The following is a 14319-nucleotide window of genomic DNA, read 5'->3' as shown; positions in this document are numbered from 1 at the left end:
GGACCCATCCTTCGCCGCCGCTGTCATGCCTGACCAATGCCCATTCCGACGAAAGCCATGCCGCTACAGGCATGGGCGAGACATGTCCGGACAGCTATGGCAGCGGCGGCAAAGAGCATTGGCGAGGCATTCCGGACGTCCCTACGGTCAGCTTCATGGCTGCGGAACTCCACAACGTCGTCGGCGGGACCCGGGTCGCCGGGCGGCGCACCTTCGAGAAGATCGACCCGGTCGACGGGTCGCTGGTCGCGCACGTCCACGAGGCCGGTCCGGACGTGGTCGACGCGGCGGTCGCGGCTGCGCGCGCCGCGGTGGACGGGCCGTGGGGACGTGCCTCGGTCGCCGAGCGCACCGCTCTGCTGCGGCGGATCGCCGACCGGATCGAGGAGCGGTTCGAGGATTTCGTCGCCGCCGAGGTCCGCGACACCGGAAAACCGGAGCACTTGGCGCGCGACCTGGACGTGGCGCGGGCGGCGATGAACTTCCGTTCGTTCGCCGACACGATCGCGGCGGCCGGTCTCGATTCCTTCCTGACGGATCTGCCGAACGGCCGGAAGGCGCTGAACTACGCGGTGCCCAAGCCGCTGGGCGTGGTCGCGGTGATCGTGCCGTGGAACCTGCCGCTGCTGCTGCTGACGTGGAAGGTCGCGCCCGCGCTCGCGTGCGGCAACGCGGTGGTGGTCAAGCCGTCCGAAGAGACGCCGTCGACCGCGACCTTGCTCGCCGAGGTGATCGCGGAGGCCGGTGCGCCGACCGGGGTGTATAACGTCGTGCACGGCTTCGGTCCGGACTCCGCCGGGGAGTACCTCACCACTCACCGCGGCATCGACGGCGTCACGTTCACCGGCGAATCCCGGACCGGCTCGGCGATCATGCGCGCGGTCGCTCCGTCGGTCCGGCCGGTTTCCTTTGAACTGGGCGGAAAGAACGCCGCGGTGGTGTTCGCGGACTGCGATCTCGAGAAGACCCTCGACGGACTCGCCCGGTCGGTTTTCCTGAACACCGGGCAGGTGTGCCTGTGCACGGAGCGGGTCTACGTCGAGCGGTCCGTCTTCGACGCGGTCGCGAACGGGCTCGCCGAGCGGGCGAAGGCGTTGCGCCTGGGCCGGCCGGGTGATCCGGACACCACGACCGGGCCGTTGATATCCCAGCAGCACCGGAAGAAAGTCCAGTCCTATTTGGACCTCGCGGTCGCCGAAGGCGCGACGGTGCTCGCCGGCGGCGCGGTTCCGGAACTGGGGCCGGACCTGGCGGGCGGGTCGTGGATCGAACCGACGCTGTGGACCGGGCTGGACAACTCGGCGCGGGTCGTGCGCGAGGAGGTCTTCGGCCCGGTCGCGGCGCTGATCCCGTTCGACACCGAGGACGAAGCCGTCCGGCTGGCGAACGACACCGACTACGGGCTCGCCGCCGCCGTGTGGACGACGAACCTGGAGCGCGGCCACCGGGTCGCGCAGCAGATGCGGGTCGGGATGGCCTGGGTCAACACCTGGTACCTGCGCGATCTCCGGTCGCCGTTCGGCGGCGTCGGGCTTTCCGGCATCGGCCGCGAGGGCGGCCTGCACTCGATGCACTTCTACACCCAGCCGACGAATGTGTGCGTGCAGCTATGACGATCGAGGACCACGCCGCGCGGCTGGACCGGGCGACCGCTACCGGGCAGGCGATCCCGCAGCTCACCAGCGCTGGGCCGATGAGCCTGGAAACCGCGTACGCCGTGCAGCACGCGGGAATCGCGCTGCGCGAGGGGCGCGGGGAGCGGCTGGCCGGGGTCAAACTGGGCTTCACGAGCAAGGCTAAGGCCGAGCAGATGGGCGTCTCGGACGTGATCATCGGCTCGCTGACCGACCGCATGCGGATCGAGGACGGCGGGACGTTCGACGTCGGCCGCGGGGTGCATCCGCGCGTCGAGCCCGAGGTCGCGTTCCGGCTCGGCCCGGATGCCGAGATCGTCGCTGTGGCGCCCGCGCTGGAGATCATCGACAGCCGGTACCGCGACTTCAAGTTCAGCCTGGCCGACGTCGTTGCTGACAACACCTCGGCGTCCGCGTTCGTGCTCGGCCCGTGGACCCAGCTCGACCAGGTGGACGCACTGGCCGTGGATCTGCTGTTCGACGGCGAGGTCGTTGCCACCGGCTCGACCGCCGACATTCTCGGCGACCCGCTGCGGGCGCTCCCCGCCGCACAACGGATGGCCGCCGCGTACGGGCACCGCCTGCTCGACGGTTCGGTGCTGCTGGCCGGTGCAGCGACCGCGGCGGTCGCGCTGCAGCCGGGGACGCACGTCGAGGCGCGGGTCGCCGGGCTGGGTTCGGTTTCCGTTCACACGATGGAGGGATGAGCGTGGCACAAGCCCATGTCGTCGCCGGGAAGGCGACGCCGCGCGGGCGGTTCCCGCACGTGAAAGTGGTCGGGGACCTGGTGTTCGTCTCCGGCACCAGCAGCAGGCGGCCGGACAACACGTTCGCCGGCGCGGAGGCCGACGAGTTCGGCGTGACCACTTTGGACATCCGGGCGCAGACGCGCGCGGTGATCGAGAACATCCGCGACATCCTGGCCGCGGCCGGCGCGGGGCTCGAAGACCTCGCGCAGCTGACCGTGTTCCTGGTCACCATGAACGATTTCGGCGGCTACAACGAGGTCTACGGCGAGTTCTTCGACGAGAACGGCCCGGCCCGCACCACCGTCGCGGTGCACCAGCTGCCGCATCCGCATCTGCTCATCGAGATCCAGGCGATCGCCCGGATCCCCGGCAAGGAGGAACGATGACCGCCATCCCGCCCGTGTTCGACTTCGCGAAGTGGATCAAAGAGCACGAGGACGAGCTGAAGCCGCCGGTCAACAACAAGCAGATGTGGGCCCCGATGGGCGATTTCATCGTGCAGGTCGTCGGCGGGCCGAACCAGCGCACCGACTTCCACCTCGACCCGTACGAGGAATGGTTCTACCAGTACAAGGGCGACATGCACGTCAACCTGATGACCGACGACGGCCCGCAGCGCGTCGACATCCGCGAGGGCGAGATGTGGATGCTGCCGCGGAACGTGCACCACTCGCCGCAGCGTCCGCAGGAGGGCTCGATCGGGATCGTGATCGAGCGCATCCGGGAGGAGGGGACGCTCGAGAAGTTCGTGTGGTTCTGCCTGGAGTGCGACGCGAAGGTGCACGAGGTCGAACTGCAGGTGCGCGACATCGTCGACGACCTGCCGCCGGTGTTCGAGCAGTTCTACGAGTCCGAGGAAGCCCGGACCTGCGGGGCGTGCGGCACGCTGCACCCGGGGAAGGGCTGAGCGTGCGCGCGATCGACGTCCACAGCCATTTCGTCCCGCACGGCTGGCCCGACCTCGGCGAGGGAATGCCGTGGCTGCGCGCGGAAACCGAACGCGAGGCCATGATCATGGTCGGTTCGGAGGAATTCCGCCGGATCCGGTCCGACTGCTGGGACGCCTCGGTCCGGCTGCGCGACATGGACGCCGACGGCATCGAGGCGCAGGTCGTCTCGCCGACGCCGGTGTTCTTCGGCTACGACACCAGCCCGGGCCAGGGCGAGAAAATCGCCCGGGTGTTCAACGACCTGGCGCTGGAAATCTGCGCGCCCGCGCCGGACCGGCTGGTCCCGTTCTGCCAGGTTCCGTTGCAGGACACCGACGCCGCCTGCCGCGAACTGGACCGTGCGGTCGCGGCCGGGCACCGCGGCGTGGAGATCGGCAACCACGTCGGCGACCGCGACCTCGACGACGCGGGCGTGGTGACGTTCCTCCAGCACGCGGCTTCGCTCGGCGTCCCGGTTTTCGTGCACCCGTGGGACATGCCGGACGCACCGCGGCTGGACCGCTGGATGGCGCGGTGGCTGACCGGAATGCCCGCTGAGACGCATCTGTCGATCATCGCGATGATCCTCGGCGGGGTGTTCGACCGGGTGCCGCCGAGCCTGCGGATCTGCTTCGCCCACGGCGGCGGATCGTTCGCGTTCTGGCTGGGGCGGTTGGAGAACGCGTGGCACCAGCGGGCGGACATCATCGCCAAGTCGGAGAAGCCGCCGTCGGAGTATGTCGGACGGTTCAGTGTCGATTCGGTGGTGTTCACCGAGCCGGCGCTGCGGAATCTGGTCGACACGCTGGGGGCGGAGCAGGTGATGGTGGGGAGCGATTATCCGTATCCGCTGGGGGAGCGCCCGGCCGGCGGGGTGGTGCGGCGGGCGGAGTTCCTCGACGACGCCTCGCGGGAGTTGTTGTTGCGGGGCAACGCGAGGCGGTTCCTGGGCTAGTTCAACCCGAGGTGGTCCCGCAGAGTAGGCCCGCTGTAGTCCTCCCGGAACACCCCCCGTTCCTGCAGCCGCGGCACCACCTGGTCGGCGAACTGGTCCAGCCCGCCGGGCGTCACGTGCGGGACCAGGATGAAGCCGTCCGACGCGTCGGCCTGGACGAGGTCGTTCATGGTCGACGCGACGGTCTCGGGGGAGCCGATGAAGTTCTGCCGTCCGGTGACCTCGATGATCAGTTCCCGGCTCGACAGGTGCTTCGCTTCCGCCAGCTGGCGCCATTCGTTGGCGGTCGCGATCGGGTCGCGGTGCATGCGGACGCTCGCGCGGCCCTTCGAGATCAGGTCGCCGACCACCGGGTCGAACGACGGCAGCGGGCCGTTCGGGTCGTGGCCGCTGAGGTCGGTGTTCCAGAGCTGTTCGAGGAACTTGATCGCGGTCTGGTCGCTGACCTGCTGCAACCGGACCTCGTGGGCGAGTTCGTGCGCTTCGGCGTCGGTGTCGCCCAGGACGAACGTCGCGGCGGGGAGGATGACCAGTTCGTGCGGGGCGCGGCCGTATTTCGCCAGGCGGCCCTTGACGTCCGAGTAGAACGCTTGGCCCGCTTCGAGGGTGCCGTGCCGGGTGAAGATGGCGTCGGCGGTCGCGGCAGCGAATTCGCGGCCTTCTTCGGAGTCCCCGGCCTGGATGGTCACCGGGCGGCCCTGCGGGCTGCGCGGGACCGGGAAGCGGCCGGAGATGTCGAAATGGGCGTCGTGGTGGGCGAAGTCGCCGCCGTCGGCCAGGAAACGGCCGGATTCCTTGTCCGCGAGGAGTTCGCCGCCGCGCCAGGAGTCGAAGAGTTCCCACGCCGTGCGCAGGAAGGTTTCGGCGCGCGAGTAACGCTGGTCTTGCGGCAGGAAGCCGCCGCGGCGGAAGTTTTCGCCGGTGAAAGCGTCCCAGGACGTCACGACGTTCCACGCGGCCCGGCCGGCGGAAAGGTGGTCCAGGGAGGCGAACTGGCGGGCCACCTCGAACGGTTCGTTGAAGGTGGAGTTGATGGTGCCGGCCAGGCCGAGCCGGTCGGTGACGGCGGCGAGCGCGGACAGCACGGCGAAGGTGTCCGGGCGGCCGACGACGTCGAGGTCGTAGATTTCGCCGTTCTGTTCCCGCAGGCGCAGGCCTTCGGCGAGGAAGAAGAAGTCGAACTTCGCGCGTTCGGCGGTCTGGGCCAGCTTGACGAACGAGCTGAACTCGATGTGGCTGCCCGCTTCGGGATCGCTCCACACGGTGGTGTTGTTGACCCCGGGGAAGTGCGCGGCGAGGTGGATTTGCTTGGCAGTCATGGATATCTCCCGGGACTCAGGCGGCGTAGCGGTTGGCCGGGCGCGGCAGGCCGAGCAGCCCGCGCAGGGTCGAGGCCTCGTATCCGGCGCGGAACGCGCCCCGGTCGCGCAGTTCGGGGACCAGCGCGCGGGTGATGGCGGTCAGGTCGTGCGGCAGCGCGCCGGGGCGGAGCCGGAAACCGGTCAGGCCGGCGGCGTGCCAGTCGAGCAGGAGGTCGGCCAGTTGGGCCGGGGTGCCGGTGAAGACATGCGCGTCCGAGCTGAACTCGGCGCGGTCGTCCAGGCGGGCTTTGCGCTCGGCCGCCGCCTGCGAGGTTTCGTCGAGGAAGACCACGAGGTCGGCGAAAACCTGAAGGGGCGCACCGATTTCGTCGATGATCGACGCGGCGTGCGCGCGGTCGTCCGGGGTCACGTACACGACGTCGGCCTGGCGGGCGGCGAGGCGATAAGCGTCGGGACCGTGCGCGAGTGCGGCGACGATCGGCTGGCCCTGCGGAGGGCGCGGCGTGATGGACGGGCCTTTGACAGAGAACCAGCGGCCCTCGAAGTCGATGTAATGCAGTTTGTCGCGGTCGATGAACCGGCCGGTGGCGACGTCGCGGATTTCGGCGGCGTCCTCCCAGCTGTCCCACAGCCGGCGCAGCACCTCGACGTAATCGGCGGCTTCCTCGAACAGTTCGGGCACTTCGGGCGGCGTGCGGCGGCCGAAGTGCCGGAACTCTTCCGGACTCCCGGACACCTGTACGCGGACCCCGGCGCGGCCGGTGCTCACGTAGTCGAGCGTCGCGATCGCCTTCGACAGATGGAACGGCTCCGTGTGGGTGACGACGGCGGTCGGGATCAGGCCGATATGCGACGTCAGCGGCGCGATCCGCGAGGCGAGCAGCACGGCGTCCAGGCGGGTTTGCGCGCGGTCGGCGCGGGCCGTCGGCTCGGCGGGGTCGCGCAGGGAGAGGAAGTCCTCGAAGGTGACGAAGTCCAGGTGCGCGGCTTCGGCTTCCTGGACCAGTTCGGTCCAGTATGCGGCGGTGAGCAGGTCGGCCGGGCGGGCGTCCGCTTCGCGCCACGCGGCCGGGTGCCAACCCGCGCCTTCCAGCGCGACGGCGAGCCGTGGTCCGGTAAGCCCTGTCATGCTGCGTCCTTTCCCCGTGGATGCCAGCAGTGTGGCGCGGAAACCGGGGCGGACGCGACGGCAACCAGTTTCTGGGACGGGCGGCCGGAGCGGGAATAAACCGGTTGCTCGCAGTCACGCCGACGCGGTTTGCTCGATGCTGATGAATCGGATGCACGCGGATGAAGCGGAAATCGACGACGACCTGGTCCGTCGCCTCGTCGCGGCCCAATTCCCGCAGTGGGCCGGGCTGGCGGTCTCGCGGGTCGCCTCGTCGGGGACGGAAAACGCGATGTTCCGGCTCGGCGACGAGCTCGTCGCCCGGCTGCCGCGGCTGGAACGCGGGGCCGCCGAGATCGGCCACGAACAGCGCTGGCTGCGGTGGCTGGCGCCGCGGCTGCCGGTCGCGGTGCCGGAAGTGCTCGCCGAAGGACGGCCGGGCGAGGGCTTCGAGTGGGACTGGTCGGTGCTGCGCTGGCTGCCCGGCGTCAACCCGGATTTCGGCGACGCACAGGTGGCGCGGGACTTGGGCGCGTTCGTGAAAGCGTTGCGCGGCCTCGATACTGCGGGGGCACCGGAGGTCAGCCGGGGCCGTCCGCTGCGCACGCGGGACGCGCCGACCCGGGAGGCGATCGCGCAACTCGGCGGCGATCCGGCGTACGTCGCGGCGTGGGAGAAGGCGCTCGCGGCACCGGAGTGGGCCGGGGCACCGGTGTGGCTGCATGCGGACCTATCGCCGGGGAACGTGCTGGTCGACGACGGCGGGCTGAGCGCGGTGCTGGACTTCGCGGGAGTCGGGATCGGCGATCCGGCGGTGGACCTGATCCCGGGATGGAACACGTTCGCGGCGGCTGAGCGGGAGGTGTTCCGCGAGGCAGTGGAGGCAGACGACGCGACGTGGGAGCGCGGGCGGGGCTGGGCGTTGTCGATCGCGCTGATCCAGCTGCCGTATTACCGGGAGACGAATCCGGTGCTGGCGGCGAACGCGCGGCGCACGATCGAGGCCGTGGTGTCGGACGGTTAGTCGAGGTCGATCCGGATCGTCAGCAGGTCGGTTCCGAACGCCTGGACCGCGGTGCTGTTCCAGCGTGGCAACGACTTCAGCCGCGCGCGGGCGTCGTCGTCCGGGAGCAAGTGGGCGACTCCGCGCAGCCAGCGGCCGTGCAGGCGCAGCCGGACGCGCGGGTCGGCCTGGATGTTGCGCACGTACTGCGATCGTTCGCCAAACTCCGACACCAGCCAGAATTCCTGACCCACGCGGCGGCCTCCGATCGGGGTCTGGCGGGGGAGACCCGAGCTGCGGCCGGTCGTTTCGAGCAGCGTCTGGCCGGGGAGCCGCGACAGGACCGGGTTGCCGATCCGGCGCTGGAACGTCGTGACGATCCGGTGCTGGAGGTCGCCGGGCCGAACTCGACCGGCGGCGGCGCGCAGCCGGGCGGGGATGACCCGTTCGTGGATCGGCACGGCCAGGGCCCACAGTTGGCGCGCCGGGAACCGGTTGTAGGTGACTTCCGTGGTCCAGTACACCCGGTCCGCGTCGAGGTGGACGATGTTGCGGGTGGTCATCAGCGGCGAGGGCGCTTCGAGCACGACCCGGTCCGGGGTGGCCGAAGCGACGGTCCAGCCGAGTACCCGGTCGGGCGACAGACGAGTGGTCAGGCCGAGGCCGAGCCACCCGGTGCGCAGGAAGGCCCGCAGCGGCGGGGGAGCGCCTTCCCAGACCGCCCGGGCCCACGCCAGGGCGTCGCGCTGGTCTCCGGCAGGACGCGAAATGTCCACTGTGGACGTGAAATCCGGCACTCCGTCACGCTAGCACCCACCACCGTCAGGACGCCGGTTTCCAGCCCAGCTCCGGACCCAGCCGGGTGGCCAAGTCGGTGAGGATCTGCACGTAATCCTCGTGCTCGAAGGTAAACGGCAGCGCGAAGGCGACCTCGTCGATCTCCCGGAAGGCGGCATGCTGGTAGAGCTGTTCGGCGATCTCGGCGGATGTGCCGACGTAGTCACGAGAGAACAGCAGACCTCCCGGCCCCTGCGGGGTTTTCGTGCGCGGCAGGCGTTTTGCCGCATAATCCTCGTACTTCGCGCGCTGCTCAGCCGTGGCGCTGTCGGTCGGAATCACCACCAGGCCTTGCGAAACCCGCGCCCGCGCGCCGTCCGGATGGTGCGACCGGAAGGCGCGCACGTGCGAGAGCTGGATCTGCTCGAAGTCCGTCGAGCCGTCCTCGGCGCGGACGACGCTGCTGGTCAGGTAGTTCATCCCGGCTTGTCCGGTCCAGATCGCCGACCGGGTGCTCGCGCCGCCGTACCACAGGCGGCTGGCGAGGCCGGGCGAATGCGGCTGCACGCGCTCGGAGAACGTCTCGATGCCTTCGACGCCGCTGAACGTCGACGCGGGCTCGCCGCGGACCAGCGACAACAGCCGCGACACCCGGTCGTAGCCGAAGTTTTCGAGGTCGCCGGTGTCCGGGTACAGCGCGCCCCGGACGTCCTCGTAATGAATCGGCGGGCTGACGCTCACGCCCGGGTTGAGGCGTCCGCCGGACAGGATGTCGACGGTGGCCAGATCTTCCGCAAGGCGCAGCGGGTTTTCCCAGCCGAGCGGGATGACCGCGGTGCCCAGTTCGATCCGGCTGGTGCGCTGGGTGGCGGCGGCGAGCACCGCGACCGGCGACGAGATGCCGTACTGCAGGTGCCGGTGGCGGACCCAGGCGCTGTCGAACCCGAGCTGCTCGCCGAGTTCGAGCACGCGCAGCGTGGATTCGTGGCCGGGCCGCGGGTCGTCGCCGTCGAACAGGCCGATCGTCAGGAAACCCAGTTTGCGCAGCGGGTGCGTTTCGCTCGGCACGGCGGATCCCTCCTGGGGTTGGCTAAGCCGGAATAACCGCGGGCCGGTCCAGGTTGTTCCGGCTCGCTGACACTGAACACTGGGGAGTACGCACGATGCGCGCTTTGTCCATCACCCGCTACGGCGGTCCCGAAGTCCTCGAAGAGATCGAGGTGCCCGAGCCCGTTCCGGGGCCGGGCGAAGTGACCATCACGGTCTCGCACGCGTCCGTGGGGCTGATCGACGCGCTGATCCGCCGCGGGACGCTCGCGGAGTACGACTACGCGCCGAAGCCGCCGCTGGTGCCGGGGCTCGAGGTCGCGGGCACGATTCGCGCGGCCGGACCGGGGAGCGGCTTCTCGGTCGGGGACGAGGTCGTCACGCTCACGCTGCCCGGAATGGGCGGATACGCCGACGTCAAGCTCGCGCCCGCCGCGCTCGTCGTGCCGCTGGCGGGCACCGGCGTGGAGCGCGCGCAGGCGGTGGCCGGTCTGGCGAACACCGTGACGGCCTACCTCTCGCTCACCGAGGCAGTGCGGTTGCCGAAGGACGCGCGGGTGCTCGTGCACGGCGCGCTCGGCGGCCTCGCCTCGGTATACCCCGAGGTGGCACGGCTGCTCGGCGCTCGCGAGGTGGTCGGCACGGTCCGGCGGCCCGAGCAGGTCGAGGCGGCGAAGCAACTCGGTTTCGACCGGGTCGTGCTGTCCGGGGAACTCGGCGAACTGAGCGACGAGCGGTTCGAGATCATCGTCGACCCGGTGGGCGGCGACCTGCGGATCGCCTCGCTGGACCTGCTGGCGCCGATGGGACGGATGCTGGTCGTCGGCAGCGCGGGCAGCGAGACCGCGCCGCTGGTGGACTCGAACGCCGTGTGGGGCAAGAACATCGGCGTGGTCGGCTTCAACGTGGGCGGCTTCCTGGCCGCCGACCCCACGCCCGCCCGCCCCGCCGCGGACGCCGTGCTGCCGCTCTACACCGACGGCCGGATCCGGCTGCCGGTCACCGTCCTGCCGATGGCGGAGGCGCGCGAGGCACACCGGCGGATGGACACGGGCGAGGCTGTGGGGCGGCTGGTGCTCGCCAACCCCGAATGACCGCGTCTTGACGGTCGTGAGGGACCCCCTGAGGGAATCAGATTCCTTCAGGGGGTCCCTCACGGACCGCAAACTCGAGCGCGCGGCCGCTCCTGACGTCACGCGGTCACCTGCTCCCCGCCGGGAATCGCCGCCAGCAGGTCGCGGGTGTACTGCTCGCGCGGCCGCACCAGGACGTCGTCGGCTGGGCCAGTTTCGAGCAGCTTGCCTTGGCGCATGACCCCGACCTGGTCGGCGATTTCCTGCAGCACGGCCAGGTCGTGGGTGATGGACAGGGATGTCGGGCGGCTGGTGCTCGCCAACTAACGTCACGCGCGCACCTGCTCCCCGCCGGGAATCGCCGCCAGTAGGTCGCGGGTGTACTGCTCGCGCGGCCGCAGCAGGACATCGTCGGCCGGGCCAGTTTCGAGCAGCTTGCCCCGGCGCATCACCCCGACCTGGTCGGCGATTTCCCGCACCACAGCCAGGTCGTGGGTAATGAACAGGTACGTCAGCCCCAATCCATCCTGCAGTTCCACCAGCAGGTTCAGGATCTGCGCCTGCACCGAAACGTCCAAAGCGGACACCGGTTCGTCCAGCACGACGAGATCCGGACGCAGCGCCAGCGCACGGGCGATCGCCGCGCGCTGGCGCTGGCCGCCGGACAGTTCGGCTGGTTTCCGGCGCAGCACTGACGACGGCAGTGCGACCTGGTCCGCCAGTTCGGCGACCCGTTTCGCCCGGCCGCCGACGCGGAACGCACGCAGCGGTTCGCCGATCACGTCGGCGATGGAAAAGCGCGGGTTCAATGAGGCGTACGGGTTCTGGTAGACGAGCTGGAACCGGCGCCGCAGCCTGCGCAGTTCGGCGGGGGACAGCTGCGTGACGTCCTGACCATCGAAGCTGATCGTGCCCGCGGTCGGGGTTTCCAGGCCGACCGCCATGCGTGCGGTCGTCGTCTTGCCGGAGCCGGATTCGCCGACCAGCGCCAGCGTCCGGCCGCGCGTGAGCTGGAACGACACGTCGTCCACGGCTTGCACCGAACCGGCGCGCGAGGCGAAGGTCTTCGAGACCGACTCCACGGACAGCAGGACTTCCGGGCCTTCCGCGCGGCAGGGCCGGAGCGGTTCGCGGCTCAGGCTCGGGGCGGCGGCGAGGAGACGTTGCGTGTAGTCCTGCGTCGGAGCGGCGAGGAGTTCGCGGGCCGGTCCTTCCTCGACCAGGAGTCCCTCGGACAGCACGGCGATCCGTCCGGCCCGGTCTGCGGCGACGCCCAGGTCGTGCGTGATCAGCAGGATCGCGGTGCCGTCGTCGGCGGCCAGTTCGGCCAGATGGTCGAGGATTTCCTTCTGCACGGTCACGTCCAGCGCACTGGTCGGCTCGTCGGCGATGATCAGCCGCGGTTTGCCTGCCAAAGCGATGGCGATCAGCACCCGTTGCCGGAGTCCGCCGGACAGTTCGTGCGGATACTGCCGCGCGCGCAATTCCGGCCGGTCGACTCCGGCCCTCCGTAGGAGTTCCACTGCGCGGGCGGCGGCCTCGTTCCGCGCGGCCAGGCGGTGGATGAGCAGCACCTCGGCCACCTGTTCGCCGATCCGCCGGACCGGGTTGAGCGACACCGTCGGATCCTGCGGCACCAGCGCGATCCCAGTGCCGCGGACCTGCCGCCAGTCCTTTTCGGACAGTGTGGTCAGGTCGCGTCCGTCGAAGGCGATCCGGCCCCGGCGGACCAGGCCGCCGCGCGGGAGCAGCCCGATCGCGGCGTGTGCGGTGGTGCTCTTCCCGGACCCGGATTCGCCGACCACCGCGACGATCTCGCCCGCTCCGACCCGCAGGCTCACGGCGCGCACGGCGGGCACCACGCCGCCCGAGGTGCGGTACGAGACCGCCAGTTCGCTGATCTCCAGCACTTGTCAGCTCCGTTCGCTGTCGAGAGCCCGGGAGACGCGGTTCGCCGCCAGCACGACGGCCGCGACGGTCAAGCCCGGGAACGTGGTCATCCACCAAGCGGTGGCGAGGAAATTGCGGCCGCCGGCCACGAGCGCGCCCCATTCCGGCGCCGGCGGGCTCGCGCCGAACCCGAGGAAACTGAGCGCGGACACTTCGAGCACCGCGGTCCCGACGGTCACCGTGGCCAGCACCAGCACCGGCCCCAGCGCGTTGGGCAGCACGTGCCGCCCGAGCACCCCGGCCCAGCGCACGCCGGACGCCCGGGCCGCCTCGACGAACACGCCGGAACGCACCCGCAGCACCTCGGCGCGCATCAGCCGGGCGAACGCGGCGAGGTTCGCGACCCCGACCGCGATCGCGACGTTCGTGGTGCCGAACCCGAGCGCGGTCACCAGCGCCAGCGACAGCAGGATCGCCGGAACCGCCTGGAGGACGTCGACAATCCGCATCACGACCGCGTCGAGCCACCCGCCGCGGAACCCGGCGAGCAGTCCCAGCGCGGACCCGGCGGCGAACGCGACGAGAACGGCGAGCACGGTCGCGCGCAGGGAAAGCCCGGCTCCGTGCACGACGCGGGCGAACACGTCGCGGCCGGTTTCGTCGGTGCCGAAGAGGTGGCTGAGCGACGGGCCTTGGAGCCGTTCGGAGGGGACGCCGGTGATGGGGTCCTGGCCGGTGAACAGCGTGGGCGCGAAGGCCGCGATCAGCACCGCGACGAGCACGAGCCCGGACACCAGCAAACCGGGTCGGCGGACGAGGAACCGTTGGGACAGCACGGCTTCAGACACGCGCGGGCACCTCCTTGCGCACGGAGACCCGCGGATCCAGCAGCGGGTACACGAGATCGACGACCAGGTTGAGCACCACGAAGAAGAACGCCGCGAGCACGATCACCGCCTGCACCACCGGCACGTCCTGCGCGGTCACCGCCGACGCCGTGACGCGGCCGAGCCCGTCGCGCGAGAACACGGTTTCGGTCACCACCGAACCGGCCAGCAGGTTTCCCGCGACCACGCCCACCAGGGTGAGCGCGGGCAGTCCGGCGTTGCGCAGCGCGTGTCCGAAGTGGACTCGACGGCGGCTCGCGCCCTTCGCCCGCACCACTTCGATATACGGCTCGGCGAGCTGAGTTTGCAGGCTCTTCGCCAGCACCTGCGCGATGATCGCCCCGGTCGGCAGTGCGAGCGTGACCGCCGGGAGAACCAGCGACGCGAAACCGGTCGACCCGAGTGCCGGGAACAGCCGCAGCTGGAACGAGAACAGCTGGATCAGCAGCAGCCCGACCCAGAACGTCGGCAGCGAGGTGCCCAGCGGCGGCAGGGAAAGCAGCAGCTGGCTCACCCAGCGGGTGCGGGTGAAGGTGCCGAGCACGGCGATCCCGCCGCCGAAGACGATCGCGAGCACCAGTGCCAAGCCGGAGACGGCGAGCGTCGGCGGCAACGCGGCGAGGACCTGGTGGGTGGCGTCGTCGCCGGTGGCGATCGAGGTGCCGAAGTCGCCGTGCAGCGCGGCGAGGAGGTGCTTGCCGTACTGCACGAGGACCGGGTCGTCCAGCCCGTACTCGGCGCGCAGGGCGGCGGTCTGCTCCGGCGACGCGCTGGGTCCGCCCTCGGCCGAGCCGAGTTTGGTGAGCACCGCGTCGCCGGGCAGCAGGTACAGGATGACGAACGACAGCGTGAACGCCGCCCACAGCACCACTACGGCCTGCAGTACGCGGCGAAGCAGCGGGAAGCCTAATCAGTTCTGGGAGTGAGCCGTCCGGCACACTCCTG

General features: G+C 70.4%; 15 protein-coding genes. 7 read left to right on the top strand and 8 right to left on the bottom strand.

Annotated elements, in window-relative coordinates; translation table 11 throughout:
• Positions 1 to 155: 155 nt before the first annotated feature.
• Genes EIZ44_RS38265 through EIZ44_RS38245 form a run of 5 tightly spaced genes read left to right on the top strand, consistent with a single transcriptional unit; the run spans position 156 to position 4267 of the window.
• On the top strand, positions 156 to 1613 hold the full coding sequence (locus EIZ44_RS38265; protein ID WP_134733943.1) for a 2-hydroxymuconic semialdehyde dehydrogenase: 1458 nt from the start codon (positions 156 to 158) through the stop codon (positions 1611 to 1613).
• A complete protein-coding gene (locus EIZ44_RS38260; protein ID WP_134733942.1) occupies positions 1610 to 2341 on the top strand; it encodes a 2-keto-4-pentenoate hydratase in 732 nt (243 codons plus the stop codon). Before EIZ44_RS38265 ends, EIZ44_RS38260 begins: the two co-directional genes overlap by 4 nt.
• Positions 2338 to 2769 (top strand): RidA family protein, encoded by a 432-nt coding sequence (locus EIZ44_RS38255; RefSeq protein WP_134733941.1) that lies wholly within the window; start codon positions 2338 to 2340, stop codon positions 2767 to 2769. The genes EIZ44_RS38260 and EIZ44_RS38255 overlap by 4 nt, the downstream gene beginning before the upstream one ends.
• A complete protein-coding gene (locus EIZ44_RS38250; RefSeq protein WP_134733940.1) occupies positions 2766 to 3290 on the top strand; it encodes a 3-hydroxyanthranilate 3,4-dioxygenase in 525 nt (174 codons plus the stop codon). Before EIZ44_RS38255 ends, EIZ44_RS38250 begins: the two co-directional genes overlap by 4 nt.
• Positions 3291 to 3292: 2 nt before the next feature.
• Positions 3293 to 4267, top strand: a complete 975-nt coding sequence (locus EIZ44_RS38245) for an amidohydrolase family protein (RefSeq protein ID WP_134733939.1) — start codon at positions 3293 to 3295, stop codon at positions 4265 to 4267.
• Here the strand turns inward: EIZ44_RS38245 and EIZ44_RS38240 are convergent.
• Together EIZ44_RS38240 and EIZ44_RS38235 are read right to left on the bottom strand one after the other, a co-directional pair.
• The gene (locus EIZ44_RS38240; protein ID WP_205670317.1) at positions 4264 to 5586 is read right to left on the bottom strand and encodes an NtaA/DmoA family FMN-dependent monooxygenase; all 1323 of its coding nucleotides are present in this window, start codon (positions 5584 to 5586) and stop codon (positions 4264 to 4266) included. The two genes, EIZ44_RS38245 and EIZ44_RS38240, sit on opposite strands and share 4 nt — an antisense overlap.
• 16 nt (positions 5587 to 5602) lie before the next feature.
• Entirely contained in the window at positions 5603 to 6718 is a 1116-nt protein-coding gene (locus tag EIZ44_RS38235) for an LLM class flavin-dependent oxidoreductase (RefSeq protein WP_134733938.1), read from the bottom strand.
• Positions 6719 to 6854: 136 nt separating this feature from the next.
• Here EIZ44_RS38235 and EIZ44_RS38230 point away from each other — a divergent pair, with 136 nt between their 5' ends.
• Entirely contained in the window at positions 6855 to 7721 is an 867-nt protein-coding gene (locus tag EIZ44_RS38230; RefSeq protein ID WP_134733937.1) for a phosphotransferase, read from the top strand.
• Here the strand turns inward: EIZ44_RS38230 and EIZ44_RS38225 are convergent.
• A complete protein-coding gene (locus EIZ44_RS38225) occupies positions 7718 to 8497 on the bottom strand; it encodes a nitroreductase/quinone reductase family protein (RefSeq protein ID WP_240691529.1) in 780 nt (259 codons plus the stop codon). The genes EIZ44_RS38230 and EIZ44_RS38225 overlap by 4 nt on opposite strands.
• Before the next feature lie 25 nt (positions 8498 to 8522).
• Positions 8523 to 9545: an LLM class flavin-dependent oxidoreductase gene (locus EIZ44_RS38220; RefSeq protein ID WP_134733936.1), complete on the bottom strand. Its 1023-nt coding sequence runs from the start codon at positions 9543 to 9545 to the stop codon at positions 8523 to 8525.
• Positions 9546 to 9640: 95 nt separating this feature from the next.
• Here EIZ44_RS38220 and EIZ44_RS38215 point away from each other — a divergent pair, with 95 nt between their 5' ends.
• A complete protein-coding gene (locus tag EIZ44_RS38215; RefSeq protein WP_134733935.1) occupies positions 9641 to 10618 on the top strand; it encodes a quinone oxidoreductase family protein in 978 nt (325 codons plus the stop codon).
• Positions 10619 to 10716: 98 nt separating this feature from the next.
• Here the strand turns inward: EIZ44_RS38215 and EIZ44_RS38210 are convergent, their stop codons facing one another.
• The 4 genes from EIZ44_RS38210 to EIZ44_RS38195 are packed head-to-tail and all read right to left on the bottom strand — an operon-like array spanning position 10717 to position 14272.
• Entirely contained in the window at positions 10717 to 10920 is a 204-nt protein-coding gene (locus EIZ44_RS38210) for a hypothetical protein (RefSeq protein ID WP_337821855.1), read from the bottom strand.
• A gap of 6 nt (positions 10921 to 10926) precedes the next feature.
• Positions 10927 to 12507, bottom strand: a complete 1581-nt coding sequence (locus EIZ44_RS38205; protein ID WP_134733934.1) for a dipeptide ABC transporter ATP-binding protein — start codon at positions 12505 to 12507, stop codon at positions 10927 to 10929.
• A gap of 3 nt (positions 12508 to 12510) precedes the next feature.
• Entirely contained in the window at positions 12511 to 13335 is an 825-nt protein-coding gene (locus tag EIZ44_RS38200; RefSeq protein ID WP_134733933.1) for an ABC transporter permease, read from the bottom strand.
• Entirely contained in the window at positions 13328 to 14272 is a 945-nt protein-coding gene (locus EIZ44_RS38195) for an ABC transporter permease (RefSeq protein ID WP_134733932.1), read from the bottom strand. The genes EIZ44_RS38200 and EIZ44_RS38195 overlap by 8 nt, the downstream gene beginning before the upstream one ends.
• Positions 14273 to 14319 lie beyond the last annotated feature (47 nt).

This window comes from Amycolatopsis nivea, assembly GCF_004522235.1.
Lineage (GTDB): Bacteria > Actinomycetota > Actinomycetes > Mycobacteriales > Pseudonocardiaceae > Amycolatopsis > Amycolatopsis nivea.
The sequence above is the reverse complement of the archived record's forward strand: the minus strand, read 5'-3'. Positions and strand labels throughout refer to the sequence as shown.

Bases quoted from the DNA above. Each gene is read 5' to 3' on its own strand.
- EIZ44_RS38235 (WP_134733938.1), bottom strand. From the start codon at position 6,718: ATGACAGGGCTTACCGGACCACGGCTCGCCGTCGCGCTGGAAGGCGCG.
- EIZ44_RS38255 (WP_134733941.1), top strand. From the start codon at position 2,338: ATGAGCGTGGCACAAGCCCATGTCGTCGCCGGGAAGGCGACGCCGCGC.
- EIZ44_RS38215 (WP_134733935.1), top strand. From the start codon at position 9,641: ATGCGCGCTTTGTCCATCACCCGCTACGGCGGTCCCGAAGTCCTCGAA.
- EIZ44_RS38230 (WP_134733937.1), top strand. From the start codon at position 6,855: ATGCTGATGAATCGGATGCACGCGGATGAAGCGGAAATCGACGACGAC.
- EIZ44_RS38265 (WP_134733943.1), top strand. From the start codon at position 156: ATGGCTGCGGAACTCCACAACGTCGTCGGCGGGACCCGGGTCGCCGGG.
- EIZ44_RS38240 (WP_205670317.1), bottom strand. From the start codon at position 5,586: ATGACTGCCAAGCAAATCCACCTCGCCGCGCACTTCCCCGGGGTCAAC.
- EIZ44_RS38260 (WP_134733942.1), top strand. From the start codon at position 1,610: ATGACGATCGAGGACCACGCCGCGCGGCTGGACCGGGCGACCGCTACC.
- EIZ44_RS38250 (WP_134733940.1), top strand. From the start codon at position 2,766: ATGACCGCCATCCCGCCCGTGTTCGACTTCGCGAAGTGGATCAAAGAG.